General features: G+C 70.9%; 1 protein-coding gene. It reads right to left on the bottom strand.

Annotated features, from left to right (window positions below):
- Window positions 1-10: 10 nt before the first annotated feature.
- The gene (locus CCN37_RS23440) at window positions 11-22,090 is read right to left on the bottom strand and encodes a type I polyketide synthase (protein WP_086824662.1); all 22,080 of its coding nucleotides are present in this window, start codon (window positions 22,088-22,090) and stop codon (window positions 11-13) included.
- Window positions 22,091-22,100 lie beyond the last annotated feature (10 nt).

The raw sequence follows: 22,100 nt of genomic DNA, 5'->3' as shown, positions 1-22,100 counted from the left end.
ACTGACTCCTTCAGGATGCGCCGAGCTCGTCGTCGAGGAGCTGGAAGATGTCGTCCATGCTGTTCACCGAGTCGAGGTCGGCGTTGTCGTCGGAGTGAGCCGTGCCCCGTGCCGCGCGCGTGCGCTCCTCCCACAGTGCGACGAGGGCGCGCAGGCGGTGCTCGACGTCCTCCGAGCCGGTCGACGCGGGGTCGGCGGAGGTGAGCAGCGCCTCCAGCTTCGCGATCTCCGAGACCACCGGCGCTCCGCTCGGCGCCGCCGGGACCACTTCGGCCTGGAGGTGCTTGGCCAGCGCGTCCGGTGCCGGGTAGTCGAACACCAGGGTCGTCGGCAACCGCAGACCGGTCGCCGCGCCGAGGGAGTTGCGCAGCTCCACCGCCGTGAGCGAGTCGAAGCCCAGGTCGCTGAACGCCCGCCCCGGCTCGATCTCCTCGGCCGAGGAGTGGCCGAGCACCGCAGCCACCTGCGTGCGCACCAGCTCCACGAGCACCTCCAGCGCCTCGGCGTCGGAGAGCCCGGCCAGCCGCTGCTTGAGCGCGTCGGCCTGTCCCTCGACGGCGGCCTGCGCGAGCCTGCGGCCCGGAGCGCGGACCAGTTCCCGCAGCAGCGGCGGCACCGCGCCGAGCTTGCTCACGTCGAGCTTGACCGGCACCACGACGGGGTCGCCGTGCGCGACGGCGGCGTCGAAGAGCGCCATGCCCTCCTCGATCCCGAGCGCGCCGAACCCGTCCCGGCCCATGCGGGCGGCTTCCTTCGCACCGCCCATGCCCTCGGCCCACAGGCCCCACGCGAGCGAGGTGGCCGCGAGGCCGGAAGTGCGCCTCTTGGTCGCGAGTGCGTCGAGGAAGGAGTTGGCCGCCGCGTAGTTGCCCTGTCCCGGCGCGCCGATCACACCGGCGAAGCTGGAGAAGAGCACGAAGTGCTCCAGGTCCCCGGCCAGCTCGTGCAGGTTCCACGCGGCGTCGACCTTGGCCCGCAGCACCGCGTCCACCCGCTCCGGGGTGAGCGAACCGATCGCGCCGTCGTCCAGCACACCCGCAGCGTGGATCACGCCGGTCAGGTTCGGGATGGTGCTCAGCAGCGCGCTGAGGGAATCCCGGTCCGCCGCGTCGCACGCCGCGACGGTCACGGTGGCACCGAGTTCCTCCAGCGTGGTCCTGAGTTCCAGCGCACCGGGCGCGCTCTCGCCGCGACGGCTGGTGAGCACCAGCTCGCGGACGCCGTGCACGGTCACCAGGTGCGCGGCCAGCTTCCCGCCGAGACCGCCGGTGCCGCCGGTGATCAGGACCGTGCCGGTCCAGTCCGCGGTCTCCTCCTCGGACGCTGCCGCCTTGACGAGGCGAGGCACGTGGAACTCGCCGTCGCGCACCGCGATCTGGCTCTCCCCGGTGCCGACCGCCGCGCCGATCAGGTCATCGGCGGCGGTGTCGGTGTCCACCAGGACGATCCGGTCCGGGCTCTCCGTCTGCGCCGAGCGCAGCAGGCCGAGCGCGGTGGCCGCAGCGACGTCTCCGCCGCCGGTCGCTCCGACGGTGCGGATCACCAGGATCGATTCGTTGTCCGAGGCGATCCATTCCTGCGCGAGCTCCAGGGCACGGCGGGTGCAGGCGTGTGCCTCGGCGACAACGTCCCCGCCCTTGCCGTCCACCGAGAACACCACGACCGGAGGGACTTCTCCCCCGTCAAGGTCCTCGTAGGACACCCAGGGCACCTCGTTGACCGACGTCACCGGCCGCCACGCGAGCTGGAAGAGCGACTCGCGGTTGGCCGAGGCGAGCTGAGCGGCCGTGACCTCGCGCAGCGCCAAGGACTCCACCGACGCGACCGGACTGCCGACGCCGTCAGCGATCTCCAGCGAGACGGAGTCACCGCCGGTCGGTGAGATTCGGACCCGCAGCGAACTCGCGCCCGTGGCGTGCAACGAGACACCGTTCCACGCGAACGGCAGGCGGGCCGAAGAGGAACCACCGGTGAAGCCGATCGCGTGCAGGGCCGAGTCCAGCAGCGCCGGGTGCAGGCCGAAACCCTTCACGTCGGCGCTGGGGAGCGCGACCTCGGCGAAGACCTCGCCGTCGCGGGACCACGCCGCCTTGAGGCCCTGGAACAGCGGTCCGTACTGCATTCCCGCTTCGGCCAAGCCCTCGTACGCGCCATCGATGTCGAGCGCGGTCGCTCCCGCCGGAGGCCACTGCGCGAGGGTGAAGGCGGCGGAGTTCTCCCGCACCGCGAGGGAACCGCTCGCGTGCAGCGTCCAGTCGCCGTCGTGCTGGCGCGAGTGGATCGACAACGCGCGGTGCTCCCCGCCCAGTTCGCCGACGGTGACCTGGATCGCGACCGCGCCGGAGTTCGGCAGCACCAGCGGGGACTGGAGCATCAGCTCCTCGACCGCCGCGCAACCGACCTCGTCGGCGGCCCGGATCGCCAGCTCCAGCAACGCCGTTCCCGGCACCAGAACCCGGCCCATGATCGCGTGATCGGCCAGCCACGGGTGCGTCCCCAGCGAGATCCGGCCGGTCAGGACCGTGCCGTCGCCCTCGGCGAGCGCGACCGAGGCTCCCAGCAGCGGGTGCTCCGCCGCGACCAGACCGAGGTCGGCCGCGTCGGCGATGCCCTCCTTCGACTCCAGCCAGTAGGTCTTGCGCTGGAACGCGTAGGTCGGCAGGTCGATCCGCGAACCGGAGCCGTCGTAGAAGGCTTCCCAGTCCACCGCGATGCCGAGCGCGTCCACGTGCGCCAGCGCGCTCACGGCGGTGCGGGCCTCGTCGCGATCCTTGCGGGCCGCCGACACGAAGCTGGCCCTCTCCGAGGCAGCCGCAGCGCCCATCGCGGAGAGCGTGCCGTCCGGACCCAGTTCCAGGAACCGCGCCACACCGGCGTTCTCCAGTGCCACGATGCCGTCGGCGAAGCGCACGGCGTCGCGAACGTGCCGCACCCAGTACTCCGGGCTCGCGATCAGCTCGTCCGTTGCGAGGGCGCCGGTCACGTTGGACACCAAGGGAATACGCGGTGCCGCATAGGTGATCGACTCCGCGACGCGGCGGAAATCCTCAAGCATGTCGTCCATCAGCACCGAGTGGAACGCGTGCGAGACGGCCAACCGCTTGGTCTTGCGTCCCTGCCCGCCGAACACCTCGGCGATCTGCTGCACCGCGTCCTCGTCACCGGAGATCACCACGGCGGTGGGGCCGTTGATCGCGGCGATGCCGACACGATCGTTCAGGTGCGGCAGCACCTCCTCCTCCGTGGCCTGCACCGCGATCATGGCTCCACCACGGGGAAGCGCCTGCATCAGGCGACCGCGGGCGGCGACCAAGCGTGCCGCGTCCTCCAGCGAGAAGACCCCGGCCACGTGTGCTGCGGCCAGCTCGCCGATGGAGTGGCCCGCCAGGAAGTCCGGTCGCACGCCCCAGGACTCGAAGAGCCGGAACAGCGCGACCTCGATCGCGAACAGCGCGGGCTGAGCGTTCCCGGTCTGCTCCAACGCCTCGGCGTCGGAGCCGGAGATCACCTCGCGAACGCCGGGCAGCAACTCGCACACCTCGTCGAAGGCGGCGGCGAAGACCGGGAACGCGGCGTGCAGGCCGCTTCCCATGCCCAGGCGCTGCGAACCCTGACCGGAGAACAGGATCGCGAGACGCCCACCGGAGGCGCTACCGCGCACCACGTTCGGCGCGACCTCACCGCCCGCCAGCGCGGTCAGGCCTGCGAGCAGCTCGTGGTGGTCCGTGCCGATCACCGCGGCACGGCTGTCCAGACGCGCCCTCGTCGTCACGAGCGAGTAGGCGACGTCGAGGTCGTTTCCACCGTCCACAAAGGACAGCAGGCGGGCGGCCTGCTCGCGCAGCGCGCCGTCCGAGCGAGCGGAGAGCACCCACGGCAGAACAGAAGGAGCGCGGCCGGTCCGCTCGGCGCGCACCGGCTTCACCGCAGGGGCCTGCTCGATGATCACGTGCGCGTTGGTGCCGGAGATGCCGAAGGAGGAGATCCCCGCGCGGCGCGGACGGTCCGGCGCGGCGACCCACGGAACGGCTTCGGACAGCAGTTCGACCGCGCCCTCCGACCAGTCCACGTGCGGGGACGGAGCGTCGATGTGCATGCTCTGCGGCAGCACGCCGTGCTCCAGCGCCTTGACCATCTTGATCAGCGCGGCGACACCGGCCGCGGCCTGGGTGTGGCCGATGTGCGACTTCACCGAGCCGATGCGCAGCGGGCGGTCCTCCGGCCGGTCCTGGCCGTAAGTGTTGATCAGCGCCTGCGCCTCGATCGGGTCCCCGAGCCTGGTGCCGGTGCCGTGCGCCTCGACCGCGTCCACCTCCGACGCGGACAGGCGCGAGTTGGCGAGCGCTTGGCGGATGACCCGTTGCTGCGAAGGGCCGTTCGGCGCGGAAAGGCCGTTGGAGGCACCGTCCTGGTTCACCGCCGACCCGCGCAGCACCGCGAGCACCGGGTGGCCGTTGCGCTCGGCGTCGGAGAGCTTCTCCAGCAGCACCATGCCCGCCCCCTCGGCCCAGGCGACACCGTCGGCGGCGTTGGCGAAGGCCTTGCACCGGCCGTCGGAGGCCAGGCCGCGCTGGCGGGAGAACTCGATGAACGGCGACGGCGAGGACATCACCGTGACACCACCGGCGAGCGCGAGACCGCACTCACCGTTGCGCAGCGCCTGCATCGCCAGGTGCACCGCCACCAGCGACGAGGAGCACGCGGTGTCGACGGAGACGGCCGGTCCCTCGAAACCGAAGGTGTAGGCCACCCGGCCGGAGGCGACCGAGCCGAGGCTGCCGGTGCCGAGAATGCCCTCGAAACCGTCCGGGATCTGGCTCATCCGCCCGGCGTAGTCGTTGTACATGACCCCGGCGAACACGCCGGTCGCCGAGCCCTTGAGCGAAGCCGGGGCGATGCCCGCGCGCTCCAAGGCCTCCCAGGAGACCTCCAGCAGCAACCGCTGCTGCGGGTCGACGGCCAGCGCCTCGCGCGGGCTGATGCCGAAGAACTCCGGGTCGAAGTCGGCCGCGTCGTGCAGGAAGCCGCCCTCGGTGGAGTACGTCGTGCCCTGGTGGTCGGGGTCCGGGTGGTAGAGGCCCTCGACGTCCCAGCCACGGTTGTCCGGGAACCCCGACATCGCGTCCTCACCGCTCATCAGCAGCTCCCACAGCTGCTCGGCGGTGGTGACGCCACCGGGGAAGCGGCAGCCCATCGCGACGACGGCGATCGGCTCGTCCACGGCGTCCCGGGTGAACGCGGAGCCCTCGGTGATCTCGGTTTCCGAGCCCAGCAGCTCCGAGCGGACGTACTCCGCGAGCGCCAGCGGGGTCGGGTAGTCGAAGGTCACCGTGGCGGGCAGGCGCAGACCGGTCGTGGCGCCGATCGAGTTGCGCAGTTCGACGGCGGTGAGCGAGTCGAAGCCCATGTCGTTGAACGCCCGGTCCTGATCGACGACGTCCGAACCGGCGTGGCCCAGGACCATCGCGGCCCGACCGCGGACCATCTCCACCAACGTGCGCAGCTGCTCGGCCAGAGGCAGCGCGAGCAGGCGCTGCCGGAGACCGGCGGTGTCGGCCGCCTGCGCGGCCCGCCTCGCCGAGACGCGGACCAGCCCGCGCAGCACGTGCGGCACCGGCTGGGTCCGCGCGTTGGCCTGCACCGTCGGCAGGTCGACCTTGACGGGGACGGCGACGGCTTCGCCGTGGGCGAGAGCGAGGTCGAACAGCGCCAGCCCCTCGTCAGGAACCAGCGCGCCGAAGCCGTCGCGGCCCATGCGGGCGGCCTCCTCCGCGCCGCCCATGCCGTCCGCCCACAGTCCGTAGGCGATGGACGTGGCGGCCAGCCCCTTGGCGCGGCGGTGCTGCGCAAGGGAGTCCAGGAAGGTGTTGGCGGCGGCGTAGTTCGCCTGGCCCGCCCCGCCGAGCACGCCGGAGACCGAGGAGAACACCACGAACATCGCGAGGTCGCGGTCCTCGGTCAGCTCGTGCAGGTTCCACGCGGCGTCGACCTTCGGGCCGAACACCCTGTCCACCCGCTCCGGGGTGAGCGCTGTGACCAGACCGTCGTCAAGCACACCGGCGGTGTGCACCACGCCGGTCAGGTTCCCGATACCGCTCAGCAGCGCGCGGAGCGCGTCGCGGTCGGCCGCGTCGCACGCGGCGATCTCCACCCGGGCTCCCGCCTCGCTGAGCTCGGCGACCAGCTCGGCCGCGCCAGGCGCGTCGGCACCGCGACGGCTGGTCAGCACGAGGTCGCGCACGCCGTGCTCGGTGACCAGGCGCTTCGCCACGAGCTTGCCGAGCCCACCGGTGCCGCCGGTGACGAGCACGGTGCCCTGCGGGTCCAGCTCGCGCGGGACGGTGAGCACGAGCTTGCCGATGTGCTTGGCCTGGCTGATGAAACGGAACGCCTTGGGGGCCTCTCGAATGTCCCATGTGCGGATCGGCAGCGGCTTGAGCACGCCCTGGTCGAACAGCTCCAGCAGCTCCGACCACATGGCCGCGATGCGCTGCGGGCCGGCCTCGAACACCTCGAAGGCCGTGTAGCGAACGCCTTCGTGCTTCGCAGCCACCTCCGCGCTGTCGCGAACATCGGTCTTGCCCATCTCCACGAAGCGCCCGCCACGCGGCAGCAGGCGCAACGACGCGTCGACGAAGTCCCCCGCCAACGCGTCGAGAACGACGTCGACACCCTCCCCGCCGGTGGCAGCGAGGAACTCCTGCTCGAAGTCCAACGTCCGCGACGACGCGACGTGCTCAATCCCGTTGTCCCGCAACACATGCTGCTTCGCGGTGCTCGCGGTGCCGAAGACCTCCGCGCCACGGTGCTTGGCGATCTGCGTGGCGGCCATGCCGACGCCGCCCGCAGCGGCGTGAATGAGAACCCGCTCACCAGAACGCAAACCCGCGAGATCGTGCAACGCGTAGTAGGCGGTGAGGAACACCAGCGGAACCGAAGCCGCCTCCTCGAAGGACCAGCCGTCCGGGATGCGGGCGAGGTTGCTGCGCTCGGTGATCGTGACGGGGCCGAACCCGCCGTCGAGCATGCCCATCACCTTGTCGCCGACGGCCAGATCGGTCACCTCGCCACCGACTTCGACGACAACGCCCGCCGCCTCGTAGCCGGGCATGCCGGCCTCGCCCATCATGCCGAGCACGTTGAGCGCGTCGCGGAAGTTCACACCGGCGGCGCGCACCCCGATGCGCACCTCGTCACCCGCGAGCGGTCGCAGCATCTCCGGAGCGGGCAGCAGCGCGAGGTTGTCGAGCGCGCCCTTCGTGTGCACATCCACCCGCCACGCGGTTTCACCGGCGGGGGGCAGCAGCGATCCGCCGGAGGCCACGGTGGCCATGCGGAAGCCGAACAGCCCGCCGTCGCGGATCGCCACCTGGGGCTCGCCGGTGGCGACCGCCGCTCCGATGAGCGCGTCGTCCTCGGCGTCGACCAGGACGAAGCGCCCCGGGTTCTCCGACTGCGCCGAGCGGACGAGACCCCACACCGTTGAGGCGGCGAGGTCGGTGACGTCGGCGTCGACCGCGACCGCTCCGCGCGTGCGGATCACCAGCGTCGCGTCGTGGTCGGCGGCGAGCCACTCCTGCACCACGCCCAGCACCTGGTGCGAGACGGCGCGCGCGTCGGCGGCCACGTCACCGGTGCTCGGCGCGACGGTGTAGACCACGGTTTCGTCGGTGAGATCGATGAGATCGGTGAGATCGGTGTGCGCAACCCACTCCACGGGCTCGCCGATCGCGAGCGGCGTCCAGTCGACGCGGAACATCCAGTCCTGTTCGGACGGACCGGCGGCCTTGAGCTGGTCCTGCGAGATCGGTCGCAGGACAAGGGAATCGACCTCGGCGACGGGAGCGCCCGCGCCATCGGCGATCTCCAGCCGGAAGCCTCCTGGGGTCGCGTCAGCGGGGGTGATGCGCACCCGGACCGTCGTCGCGCCCGTGGCGTGCAGCGAGACACCGTTGAACGCGAAGGGAAGCATGGCCCCCGAAGCCTCACGTCCGGTCTCGGTGAAACCGATCGCGTGCAGCACGGCGTCCAGCAGCGCGGGGTGGACACCGAACCTGCGAACGTCGGTGTCCTCGGGCAGCGCGACCTCCGCGTACACCTCCTGCTCGGAGGTCCACGCCGCTGTCAGTCCCTGGAACAGCGGCCCGTACTCCAGACCGCTCGTCGCCAGCTTCTCGTAGACGTCGGTGAGGTCCACGGCGCTGGCCCCGGCGGGCGGCCACTGCGCCAGGCTGAAGGAAGGCGTCGGCCCCGTGGGAGCCAGCACACCGACCGCGTGTTCGGTCCACGGCGCGTCGCCCTGCCGGGAGAAGATCGCGACGGAACGGCGCTGCGACGCGTCGAGTGCGCCGACCGCGACCTGGAGCAGCACCGGCGCGGAGTCCACGAGCACCAACGGCGCCTGGAGGGTCAGTTCCTCCAGGACTCCGCTACCGGCTTCGTCACCGGCGCGCACGGCCAGCTCGACCAGCGCGGTACCGGGTACCAGAACGGTTCCCATGACGGCGTGGTCGGCCAGCCAGGGATGGGTGCCCAGCGAGATCCGCCCGGTGAACAGGATTCCGTCGCCGTCGGCGAGCGAGACCGCCGCGCCCAGGAGCGGGTGGTCCGGCGACTCCAGTCCGGCGGAGGCCACATCGGCCGCCGCGTCGGCGGAGTTCAGCCAGTAGTGCTTGCGCTGGAAGGCATACGTCGGCAGGTCGATCCGCGCGCCACGGAGCAGCGCCGTCCAGTCGACCTTGACGCCGTGGTTGTGCAGCTCGGCGATGGCGGTGCGTGCCGACGCGCCCTCCGCGCGGTCCTTGCGCAGCAACGGGACGAAGAGCCCGTCGACGCAGGTCGCGCCCATACCGGAGAGCGTGCCGTCCGGCCCCAGCTCCAGGAACCGCGTCACGCCCTCGGCGGCCAGCCAGCTCATGCCGTCGGCGAAGCGCACCGCCTCGCGGACGTGCCGCACCCAGTACTCCGGCTCGGTCACCTGGTCCGCCAGGTACCCGGTCACATTCGACACCAACGGAATCGTCGGTTCGGCGTACGTCACGGACTCCAGTACCGCCCGGAACTCCGTCAGCATGCCGTCCATGTGCGCCGAGTGGAACGCGTGCGACACGGTCAACTGCTTGGTCTTCTCGAAGTTCTTCGCGATCTTCTTCGCGGCCTTGGCGTCGCCGGAGATCACCACGGACTCCGGCCCGTTGATCGCCGCGATGCCGACCTTGTCGTTCAGGTGCGGCAGCACGTCCGCCTCGGTAGCGCGGATCGAGATCATGGCTCCACCGCTGGGCAAAGCCTGCATCAGCCGACCCCGCGCCGCCACGATCTTCGCCGCGTCTTCGAGCGACCAGACGCCCGCGACGTGCGCGGCGGCCAGCTCACCGATCGAATGCCCGACGAGGAAGTCCGGCCTGACACCCCACGACTCGACAAGCCGGAAGAGCGCCACCTCAAGCGCGAACAACGCAGGCTGCGCGTTCCCCGTCTGGTCCAGCTCACCGTCTTCGATCGCGGGAAGGTGCTCGCGCACCTCGTCATAGGCCTTGGCGAACACCGGGAAGGCTTCGTACAGCTGACGGCCCATGCCGACGCGCTGCGAGCCCTGGCCGGTGAACAGCATCGCGAGCCGTCCCTCGGCCGCGCTGCCGCGAACGACGTTCACCGCGGGCTCACCCTGCGCCAGCGCCGCGAGCCCCGCCATCAGCTCGTCCCGCTGCCCGGTGATCGCCGCGCGGAACTCGTGCTGCGGCTTGGCCGCCAACGACACCGCCACGTCGTTGAGCTTCGCCTCGGGATTCTCGTCGACGAACCCCTTCAGCTTCGCCGCCTGCCCGTGCACCGCCTCCTCGCTCCGCCCGGAGAGCAGGAGCACGGCGCCGTCCGGACCATCCACAGTGGACGGAGCGGCGACGGTCGGCGGTTGTTCGATGATGACGTGGGCGTTGGTGCCGGAGATGCCGAAGGAGGAGACGGCGGCGCGGCGGGGGCGGTCGACCTCTGGCCACGCCTGGGCCGTGGTGAGCAGGGCGACGTCGCCGGAGGACCAGTCGACGTGCGGGGACGGCTCGGACAGGTGCAGGGTCTGCGGCATCAGGCCGTGCTCGATGGCCTTGACCACCTTGATGATGCCGCCGACCCCGGCCGCGGCCTGGGTGTGGCCGATGTTGGACTTGATGGAACCCATCCACACCGGCGCGGCGCGGTCCTGACCGTAGGTGGACAGCACGGCCTGCGCCTCGATCGGGTCGCCGAGGACGGTGCCGGTGCCGTGCGCCTCGATGAGGTCCACGTCGGAGGCGGTGATGCCCGCGTTGGCCAGCGCCTGGCGGATCACGCGCTGCTGCGAAGGACCGTTGGGCGCGGTGAGACCGTTGGAGGCACCGTCCTGGTTGAGCGCGGAGCCGCGTACCACCGCGAGCACGGGGTGTCCGTTGCGGACCGCGTCAGACAGCTTCTCCAGCACGAGCATGCCCGCGCCCTCGGCCCAGCCGGTGCCGTCCGCGCCCGCCCCGAAGGACTTGCAGCGGCCGTCCGCGGCGAGGCCGCGCTGCCGCGAGAACCCGATGAAGGTGTCCGGCGTGGACATGACCGTCACGCCACCGGCCAACGCCATCGAGCACTCGCCGGAACGCAGTGCCTGTGCGGCCCAGTGCAGAGCCACGAGAGACGAAGAGCACGCGGTATCAACTGAAACCGCGGGCCCCTCGAAACCGAAGGTGTACGCGACGCGGCCGGAAAGGATGCTGCCCGACGTGCCCGTGCCGAGGAACCCTTCGACACCGTCCGGAACGGTGGTCAGCCGCGAGCCGTAGTCGTAGTACATGACACCCGCGAAGACACCGGTCGAAGACCCCTTCAGCGAGGCGGGGTCGACGCCCGCGCGCTCCATGGCCTCCCACGACACCTCCAGCAACAGGCGCTGCTGCGGGTCCATGGCCAACGCCTCGCGCGGCGAGATCCCGAAGAACTCCGGGTCGAACTCGGCGGCCTCGTGCAGGAAACCGCCTTCGCGGGTGTACGAGGTGCCCTGGTGGTCGGGGTCCGGGTGGTACAGGTTCTCCAGGTCCCAACCGCGATCGGTCGGGAACATCGAGACCCCGTCGGTACCGGATGCCACGAGCTGCCACAGGTCCTCCGGCGTGCTGACCCCACCCGGGTAGCGGCAGCCCATGCCGACGATCGCGATGGGCTCGTCCGAGCCGACCGCCGCGACGGCGGAGACCTCGGCGATCTCGCCCAGCAACTCGGTGCGCACGTGGCGCGCGAGGTCGAGCGGCGTCGGGTAGTCGAAGATCAGCGTGGCGGACAGCGGCAGGCCTGTTGTGCCGCCGACACGATTGCGCAGCTCAACGGCGGTGAGCGAGTCGAAGCCAACGTCACTGAACGCGCGCTCCGCCTCGATCGCGGCCGGGTCGTGGCCGAGGATCAGCGCGGCCTGGGTGCGGATCAGCTCGACGATCACCCGCTCCTGCTCCGCCTCCGACAGGCCCGCGAGGCGCTGTCGCAGCCCGGCGGCTTCCGGAGCCTGCGCCGCGCGGCGGTTGCTGACGCGCACCAGCGAGCGCAGCGCGTGCGGCACGTCGCCGTTGCGCAGCGCGGACAGGTTGAGCTTGACGGGAACCGTCAAGGGGGCCCCACCCGCGCAAGCGGCGTCGAACAGGGCCAGCGCCTCGGCGGGCTCCAGTGCGGCGAAGCCGGTGTGGGCGAGGTCGATCGAGCTGCCCATGCCCGTGGTCCACAGGCCGTAGGCGATCGAGGTCGCGGGCAGCCCCTGCCGCGCACGGAGCGAGGCGAGCGCGTCCAGGTAGGCGTTGGCCGCGGCGTAGTTGCCCTGGCCGGGCCCACCGAGCACGCCGGAGACCGAGGAGAACAGGATGAACTGCTCCAGGTTCTCCGTCAGCTCGTGCAGGTTCCGCGCGGCGACCGCCTTCGGTCCGAGCACGGTGTCCAGCCGCGCGGGGGTGAGCGCGGTGATCACGCCGTCGTCCAGCACACCCGCCGCGTGCACCACGGTGGTGAGGTTCGAAATTCCGCTCAACAGAGCCGAAAGCGCGTCCCGGTCAGCCACATCGCAGGCTTCGACCCGAACCGAGGCACCGAGGTCGCTCAGCTCCTCGACCAAGGCCGACACGCCGGGCGCGTCAGCACCGCGACGGCTGGTCAGCACCAGGTCTCGGGCACCACGCGAGGTCACGAGGTGCTTGGCCACCACGGCGCCGAGTCCGCCGGTGCCACCCGTGATCAGCGCCGTCCCCGACACCGCCCAGTCGGTGTTCTCCGGAACCGTGGCACGCACGAGGCGCGGAGCGAACAGCTCTCCGTCGCGGACAACGATCTGCGGCTCGCCGGTGGACACCGCCGCGCCAACCGCCGACGAGGGGCCGTCCACCAGCACGAACCGCCCGGGGTGCTCGGACTGCGCGGAGCGAACCAGGCCCCACACCGCCGCCACGTCCGGATCAGTGGCGAAGCCCTCGGTGCGAACAACAAGCGGCGACTCGTCTCCCGCGAGCCATTCCTGAAGCACACCAAGCACTTCGTGCACATCCGAAGCGGAGTGAACCTGCGCGGACACCTCGCCGGAAGCCGTAACAGGAATCCAGTCGAGCGTGTACAGCGAATCGATCCGAGCCCGGAACTGATCGGCCGAAACCGCCCGCAGAGCAAGGGTGTCCACCGATGCGACCGGAGCGCCGGTGCCGTCCGCGAGCTGGAGCCGAACGCCCGAGCCCGCCGGAGTGACGCGGACGCGCAGCGCCGTGGCTCCCTCGGCGTACAGCGAAACGCCGCTCCACGCGAAGGGCAGCCGCGCCTGCTCCTGGCCGTCGAGCCCGATCGCGTGCAGCGCCGCGTCCAGAAGTGCCGGGTGCATGCCGAAACCGTCCGCCGACACGTTCTCGGGCAGTGCGACCTCGGCGAAGATCTCGTCGCCGAGCCGCCAAGCGGAACTCAGTCCCTGGAAGACCGGGCCGTAGTTCAAGCCGGTACTCGCCGCGTCCGCGTAGAAACCGCTGACGTCGATGGCCGAAACCCCGGCGGGCGGCCAGTCGGCCAGGTCGAAGTCGGCGGCGCCCGCGTCGCCGAGCACACCGGTGGCGTGCAGCGTCCACGGCTCGCCAACGGCGTCCTGGAGACGCGAGTAGATCGACAAGGAGCGATTCGCCGGGTCGAGGGTCAGCCGCAGCTGCACGCCACCGCTCTCCGGCAGCACCAACGGAGCCTGCAACGTCAGGTCGCGGACCGAGCCGAGCCCGAGTTCGTCGCCCGCGCGCACGGCCAGCTCCACGAAAGCCGTGCCGGGCAACAGGACCGAGCCCATGACGGCGTGGTCGGCGAGCCAGCGGTGCGAGTCCAGCGAAAGACGTCCGGTCAGCACGAGGCCGTCGCTGTCGGGCAGCGTGACCAGTGCGCCGAGCAGCGGGTGCGCCGCCGCGCCGAGACCGAGACCGGTGGCGTCGCCAGGAGTCGACGGCGAGTTGACCCAGTAGCGCTTGTGCTGGAAGGCATACGTCGGCAGGTCGACGCGCTGCGCGCCGGTCTCGGAGTAGAGGGCCGCCCAGTCCACGCAGATCCCATTGGCGTCCAACGCGGCGAGCGCGGTCGTCGCGCTGACCAGGTCGTCGCGGTCCTTGCGCAGCACCGGGATGAACACCCCGTCCGTGACGCAGCCCGCACCCATCGCGGAGAGCGTGCCGTCCGGCCCCAGTTCGACGAAGCGCCGAACTCCGGCCGCCTCAAGAGCGGCCATGCCGTCCGCGAAACGCACCGCGTCCCGAACGTGCCGAACCCAGTACCCCGGTTCCGTCACCGACGTGCCGAGTGCGCCGGTCACATTGGACACCAGCGGAATCGTCGGTTCGGAGTACGTCACGGAATCCAGTACCGCGCGGAACTCCTCCAGCATCCCGTCCATGTGCGCCGAGTGGAACGCGTGCGACACCGCCAGCCGCTTGGTCTTCTCGAAGTGCCCGGCGACGGCCTCAACGGCCGAACCGTCTCCGGAGATCACCACGGAACGCGGGCCGTTGACGGCCGCGATGTCGACGCCTTCGACGAGCCGTGCACGCACCTCGTCCTCAGCGGCCTGGATCGAGATCATGGCTCCGCCGCTGGGCAAAGCCTGCATCAGGCGACCGCGAGCGGCCACCACCCGAGCAGCGTCCTCCAGCGACCAGACCCCGGCGACGTGCGCGGCGGCCAGCTCACCGATCGAGTGCCCGACCAGGTAGTCCGGCCGCACACCCCACGACTCCAGCAGCCGGAACAGGGCGACCTCGAGCGCGAAGATCGCGGGCTGCGCGTTCCCGGTCTGATCGAGGTCCCCCGATAGCGGCGGCAGCAGCGCCGCGACCTCGTCGTACGCGGCGGCGAACACCGGGTGGGCGGCGTACAGCGCCTCGCCCATGCCGACCCGCTGAGAACCCTGGCCGGTGAACAGGAACGCGACCGGGCCACTGCCCGCGCGTCCGCGAACCGCCACGTCCCCGTCAGCGAGCGCCGACAGAGCGGCCATCAACTCATCGCGAGAAGCCCCGACGACGGCGGCGCGGTGATCGTGACGCGGCTTGGTGACCAGCGAGAACGCGATGTCGAGCGGGTCGAGGTCGGTGTCCGCGAGGTGATCGCGCAGCTTCGCGGCCTGCGCCGGGAGCGCGTCGGCGGTGCGCGCGGACAACGGCCAGGTCAGCACGGCAGGAGCAACACGCGGGGCCGAAGACTCCACCACGGTGGGAGCCTGCTCGATGATCACGTGCGCGTTGGTGCCGCTCATGCCGAACGACGACACGCCAGCGCGGCGCGGACGGTCGACCTCGGGCCACTTGACGGCTTCCGTCAAGAGGGTGACGGCACCCGTCGACCACTCCACCTGAGGGGTCGGCTCGTCGATGCTCAGCGACTGCGGCAGGACCCCGCGCCGGATGGCCTCCACCATCTTGATCACGCTGATCACGCCCGCGGCGCCCTGCGTGTGGCCGAGGTTGGACTTGATCGAGCCCAGCCACAGCGGCCGGTCCGAGGGGCGGTCCTGGCCGTAGGTCGCGAGGATCGCCTGGGCCTCGATGGGATCGCCGAGCTTGGTCCCGGTTCCGTGCGCCTCGACCGCGTCAACGTCCGAAGTGGACAGTCCACCGTTGGCGAGCGCCTGGCGGATGACCCGCTGCTGCGAGGGGCCGTTCGGCGCGGTCAGGCCGCTGGACGCGCCGTCCTGGTTGACGGCCGAACTCCGCAGCACGGCGAGGATCTGGCGGCCGTTGCGCTGTGCGTCGGAGAGGCGCTCCAGCATCACCAGGCCCGCGCCCTCCGACCACGCGGTGCCGTCGGCGGAGGAGGAGAAGGACTTGCAGTGCCCGTTCGGCGCGAGGCCGTTCTGCTTGCTGAAGTCGATGAACGGGTCCGGCACCGACATCACCGTGACACCGCCCGCGAGCGCGAGGTCGCACTCCCCGCTGCGCAGCGCCTGCGCGGCGAGGTGCATCGCGACCAGCGACGACGAGCACGCGGTGTCGATGGAGATCGCGGGCCCTTCGAAACCGAAGGTGTACGCGACGCGACCGGACAGGATGCTCATCGAGGCACCCGTGCCCAAGAAGCCCTCGATCTCTTCTGGTACCGCGGTCAGGCGCGAGGCGTAGTCGTTGTAGATCACGCCCGCGAAGACACCGGTCGCGGAGCCCTTCAGCGTCGCCGGGTCGATCCCCGCGCGCTCCATGGCCTCCCACGACACCTCCAGCATGAGGCGCTGCTGCGGGTCCATGGCCAGGGCCTCGCGCGGGGAGATCCCGAAGAACTCCGGGTCGAACTCGGCGGCCTCGTGCAGGAAGCCACCGGTCTTCGCGTAGGAGGTGCCCTGCCTGCCGGGCTCCGTGCTGAACAGGCCGTCCAGGTCCCAACCACGGTCGGCAGGGAAGTCGGTGATCGCGTGCTCGCCGCCCATGACGAAGCGCCACAAGGCATCCGGCGTGTCGATGCCGCCGGGGAAGCGCAGGGAGGTGCTGACGATGGCGATGGGCTCGTCGGACACCACCGTCGAGGTGACCACAGTGGACAGTCCGGTGGCGCCGACCAGCTCGGAGCGCACGTACCCGGTCAGCGCGACCGGCGTCGGGTAGTCGAAGATCAGCGTCGACGGCAGGCGCAGCCCGGTCGCGGTGCCGAGGCGGTTGCGCAGCTCAACGGCGGTCAGCGAGTCGAAGCCGATCTCCATGAAGCCGCGGCCCGGCTCGACGGTCTCCGGCGTGACGTGACCCAGTACCAACGCGACCTGGGTACGCACGAGGTCGAGCAGCATGCGGTCCTGCTCGGCCTCGGTGAGCCCGGCGAGGCGCTTCGCCAGCGACGAACCCTGCGCCTCCCCCGACTGCGCGGCACGACGCGTCGCCCGCACCAGGCCGCGCAGCAGCGGCGGCAGCGAAGCCGTGCGCGCGAACGCCTCCAGCTCCGGCAGGTCGAGCTTCATCGGCGCCGCGACGGCAAGCCCCGTCGCGTGCGCGGCGTCGAACAGCTCGACGCCCTCCTCGTGGGTGAGCGCGCCGGTGCCGGAGCCCTTCATCCGCGCCAGCTCGGCCTCGGACAGCGTGCCCGCCATACCGCCGACCCACAGGCCCCACGCCAGCGACTGCGCGGGCAGCCCCTGGTCACGGCGGAGCGAAGCGAGCGCGTCGAGGAACCCGTTGGCCGCCGTGTAGTTGCCCTGGCCGGGGTTGCCGAGCAGACCGGCCGCCGACGAGAACAGCGCGAACATCGCGAGGTCGCGGTCTCGGGTCAGCTCGTGCAGGTGCCACGCCGCGTCGACCTTCGGCCCGAACACCGTGTCCACGCGCTCCGGGGTGAGCGAGGTGATCATGCCGTCGTCGAGCACACCGGCGGTGTGGATCACGCCGGTCAGGTTCGGAATCCCCTCCAGCAGATCCGACACAGCGTCCCGGTTGGCGACATCGCAGGCAGCGACGCGCACAGAGGCGCCGAGCGAGGACAACTCCTCGACGAGCGCGGAAGCGCCAGGGGCGTCTGCACCGCGACGGCTGGTCAGCACGAGGTGCCGCACGCCGTGCTCGGTGATCATGTGACGGGCGAAGAGTTTCCCGAGCCCGCCGGTGCCGCCGGTGATCAGCACGGCGCCCTCGGGGTCGAGACCGCGCTCGACGGTCAGGACCACCTTGCCGATGTGCTTGGCCTGGCTGATGAACCGGAACGCCTCAGGGGCACGGCGAACGTCCCAGGTCTTGATCGGCAGCGGCTTCAGGACGCCGGCGTCGAACAGCTCGATCAGCTCGGCCCACATCTGCGCGACGCGCGACGCCTCGGCCTCGATCAGGTCGAACGCCTGGTACCGGACACCCGGGTACTGCTCGTCGATCTCCTCCTGCTCGCGGATGTCGGTCTTGCCCATCTCCAGGAACCGGCCGCCGCGCGGCATCAGCCGCAGCGAGGCGTCCACGAACTCGCCCGCGAGCGCGTCCAGCACCACGTCGACGCCGCGACCGTCCGAAGTGGACAGGAACTCCTGCTCGAAGTCCGTTGTGCGCGAGGAAGCGATGTGCTCGATGCCCTGCTCGCGCAGGACGTGCCACTTGCCCTTGCTCGCCGTGCCGTAGACGGTCGCGCCCAGGTGCTTCGCGATCTGCGTCGCGGCCATGCCCACACCACCGGCGGCGGCGTGGATCAGCACGGACTCGCCCGCCTTCAGCCCGCCGAGGTCGCGCAGGCCGTAGTAGGCGGTGAGGAAGACCAGCGGAACGGAGGCGGCCTCCTCGAAGCTCCAGCCCTTCGGCACACGGGTCAGCATCGGCCGGTCGGTGACCGCCATCGGCCCGATACCGCCGAACGCCAGGCCCATGACCTTGTCGCCGGGCGCGAGGTCGGTCACGTCGGAGCCGACCTCAAGCACGACACCGGCGACCTCGTTGCCGAGCAGGCCGGCGTCGCCCGGGTACATGCCGAGGACGTTGAGCACGTCGCGGAAGTTCACCCCGGCCGCGCGGACGCCGATGCGCACGTGCGTCGGCTCCAGCGGCCGCTGCTCGATGGGCTCCAGTACCAGGTGGTCCAGGGTGCCCTTGCCCGACATGCCAAGGCGCCAGGTCTTCTCGGCGGGCGGGACGATCACGCCGCTGCCCGCCATCGTGGCCAGGCGCGGCACGAACACCTCGGCGCCGCGCACCGCGACCTGGGCCTCGCCACTGGCGACGATCTCGTCGAACTTCGCGGAGTCCTCGGCGTCGATCAGCACGACGCGGTCGGGGCTCTCGGCCTGCGCGACGCGCACCATGCCCCACACCGCCGCGGCGGGCAGGTCGGTGACGTCCATGACCGCGCCCGTGGTGTGGATGACGAGCTTCGAATCCCCTTCAGCAGCAAGGAAATCCTGAAGCACCCGGAGCACGTCGTGCGTCGCCGTGTGCGTGGCGCTGACGACATCGCCGTCCTCGCCGACAACGCGGTGAACTTGGTAAGCCGGAACGGAACCTGGTGCCAGCGGAACCTGAGTCCAGTCAACGCGATAGAGCGAATCCTGCTCTCCAGCACCCGCAGCCTGAATCTGCTCAGCCGACACCGCGCGCAGCGCAAGAGAATCCACAGTGGCCACCGGGGTGCCCGTGGTGTCCGCGACCCGCAGGGACACAACGTCCTTGCCCGTGATCTTCACGTGCACGCGCAGCGCGGATGCTCCGGAGGCGTGCAGCGACACACCGCTCCACGCGAACGGCAGCCGCGCGCCCTCATCGGCGGACTCGCCCACGACGAGCGAGTGCAGGGCGGCGTCCAGCAGCGCCGGGTGCAGACCGAACTTGCCCGCTTCCCCCTGAACGGCTTCGGGCAGTTCGACCTCGGCGAAGATCTCCTCGCCCCGGGTCCACGCGGCGGTCAGACCACGGAAAGCCGGGCCATAGCTCAGACCTGTGGCGTCGAAGTCGTCGTACAGCGAGTCAACGGAGGCGGCGGTCACGCCAGCAGGCGGCCACTCCGTCAAGTCGAAGTCCGCCGGAGCCGCGACGGGAGCGACAGAACCGATGGCGTGCAAGGTCCACTCGCCGTCGTCACGACGGGAGTGCAGGGTCAGCGCGCGCCGACCAGCTTCATCAGGAACCGCGACGGCGAGCTGAACCTGAACACCGCCCTCCTCGGGCAGCACGAGCGGGGCCTGCAACGTCAGCTCTTCGAGGACGCCGCAACCCACCTCGTCTGCGGCGCGCACGGCCAGTTCCACCAGCCCGGTACCCGGTACCACGATCGCGCCCATGACGACGTGATCAGCGAGCCAGGAGTGCGTGGAGGTGGAAAGCCGCCCGGTGAAGAGGAACCCGTCAGCGTCGGCCAGCGACACCGACGCGCCGAGCAGCGGGTGATCGAGGGAACCGAGGCCCAGGCCGGACGCGTCACCGGTGGCGCGCTGCATCGGCAACCAGTAGTGGCGGCGCTGGAACGCGCAGGTCGGCAGATCGACGTGCCGGGCCGGACCTTCGAAGGCCGCCGCCCAGTCGACGTGGCCGCCGTCGACGAACAGCGAAGCGAGCGCGGTCACGAAGGTCTGCGGCTCGTCGCGGTCCTTGCGCAGCGCGGAGATGAACGTGCCGTCCGCACTGTCCGCGCCCGCCGCCGAGAGCACGCCGTCCGGGCCGAGCTCCAGGAACTTCGTGACCCCGGCTTCTCCGAGTGTGACCACGGCGTCGGCGAAGCGCACCGACTCGCGCACGTGCCGCACCCAATAGTCCACAGAGGACAGTTCCTCGGTGCTCGCGGCACGGCCGGTGAGGGTGGAGATGATCTGGATGGTCGGCGCCGACGCAACCGCCGAGGCGACGACCTCGCCGAACTCGGCCAGCATCCCGTCCATCAGGCCCGAGTGGAACGCGTGCGACACCGAGAGCCGTTTGGTCTTGCGTTCCTTGAACTGCGCGGCAACCGCCAGCACGGCTTCCTCGACACCGGAGATCACCACGGCGCGAGGCCCGTTGATCGCCGCGATGTCCACGCCCTCGACCAGAACGGCCCGAACCTCGTCCTCAGTGGCCTGGATCGCGATCATGGCTCCGCCTCTGGGCAGAGCCTGCATCAGCTGACCACGAGCGGTCACGATCTTCGCAGCGTCCTCCAGCGACCAGACGCCCGCGACGTGCGCGGCAGCCAGCTCACCGATCGAATGCCCGGCGAGGAAGTCCGGGCGCACGCCCAGGGACTCGATCAGCCGGTAGAGCGCGACCTCCAGCGCGAAGATCGCCGGCTGCGCGTTACCGGTCTGATCGAGGTCGCCGGTGAGCGGAGGCAACAGGGCCGCGACCTCGTCGTACGCGGCGGCGAACACCGGGAACGCCTCGTAGAGCGCCTTCCCCATGTCCAAGCGCTGCGAGCCTTGGCCGGTGAACAGGACCGCGAGCTGACCGCCCGTGGCCTGCCCGGTCACCACGCCCGAAGAACCAGCCGCCAGAGCGCGCAACTGCTCAACGCCGAAGGCCACCGCGCGGTGCTCCAGCCGAGCCCGCGTCGACGCCAGCGCCCGCCCGAAATCAACCGGATCGCAGGAGTCCACAACGGACAGAAGGCGAGCGGCCTGCGCCTGCAAGGCTTCAGGCGTCTTGCCGGAGACGATCCACGGAACGTGCGGGCCGAGCAACGAGACGGTCGGCTCATCATCTTCAACGAAGTCCGGCGCCTGCTCGACGATCACATGCGAGTTGGTGCCAGAGATGCCAAAAGACGAAACGCCCGCGCGACGCGGACGGTCCACCGCAGGCCACGAGCGGGCGGACGAGAGCAGGGAAACGGCGCCAGCGGTCCAGTCGACGTGCGGCGTCGGCGCGTCGATGTGCAGCGACTGCGGCAGCACGCCGTGCCGGATGGCCATCACCATCTTGATCACGCTGGCCACACCGGCGGCGGCCTGCGTGTGACCGATGTTGGACTTCACCGAGCCGACCCACAGGGGCTCAGCGCGCCCCTGGCCGTAGGTGGCCAGCAGTGCCTGGGCTTCGATGGGGTCGCCGAGCGTGGTGCCGGTGCCGTGCGCGTCAACGGCGTCGATGTCCTTAGTGGACAGACGCGCGTTGGCGAGGGCCTGGCGGATCACGCGCTGCTGCGAAGGACCGTTGGGCGCGGTGAGGCCGTTGGAGGCGCCGTCCTGGTTCACCGCGGAGCCGCGCAGGATGGCCAGCACGGGGTGTCCGTTGCGGCGCGCGTCGGAGAGCTTCTCCAACAGCAGCATGCCCGCGCCCTCACCCCAACCGGTGCCGTCGGAGGAGGCGGAGAACGCCTTGACCCGGCCGTCGCGGGCGAGGCCGCGCTGGCGGGAGAACTCGACGAAGGCGTCCGGACCGGACATCACGCTGACACCACCGGCCAGCGCGAGCGAGCACTCGCCAGAGCGAAGTGCTTGCACCGCAAGGTGCATCGCCACCAGTGAGGACGAGCACGCCGTGTCGATGGTGACCGCAGGGCCTTCCAGACCGAACACATAGGACAGTCGACCGGACAGGACCGAGCCGGAGATTCCCGTGCCCAGGTAGCCCTCGATGCCCTCCATGGGCTCGGAGATCGTCCGGCCGTAGTCCTGGCCGTTGGTGCCCGCGAAAACCCCGGCCCGGCTGCCCTTGAGCGAGGTCGGGTCGATGCCCGCGCGCTCGAAGGCCTCCCACGAGGTCTCCAGCAGCAGGCGCTGCTGCGGGTCCATCGCGAGGGCTTCGCGCGGGGAGATCCCGAACAGCTCGGCGTCGAACTCCCCCGCCGCCGTCAGGAATCCGCCGCTGCGCACGTAGGAGGTGCCGAGGTTGTCGGGATCGGGGTTGTAGAGCCGATCCAGGTCCCAGCCGCGGTCGGTGGGGAACTCGGAGACGCCGTCGACGCCGTCGGCGATCATCCGCCAGAACGACTCCGGCGAGTCCGCTCCGGGGAAGCGGCAGGCCATGCCGACGATCGCGACCGGCTCGAAGTCCTTCTCCTCGGCCTCGCGCAACCGCAGCTTGGCCGTGTGCAGCTCGCCCGTGACCCTGGTGAGGTAGTCCCGGAGCTTGTTGTTGTCAGCAGTGGAGGCTCCGGCGTGCGATTCTGTTCCCGCACGCGCGGGCCGACCGGGTGCGGGTGTCCCGCCAGTTACAGAAGACATCAGAGATCCC

It is taken from the genome of Allokutzneria sp. NRRL B-24872 (genome assembly GCF_002155965.1).
Taxonomy (GTDB): domain Bacteria; phylum Actinomycetota; class Actinomycetes; order Mycobacteriales; family Pseudonocardiaceae; genus Allokutzneria.
The sequence above is the reverse complement of the archived record's forward strand: the minus strand, read 5'-3'. Positions and strand labels throughout refer to the sequence as shown.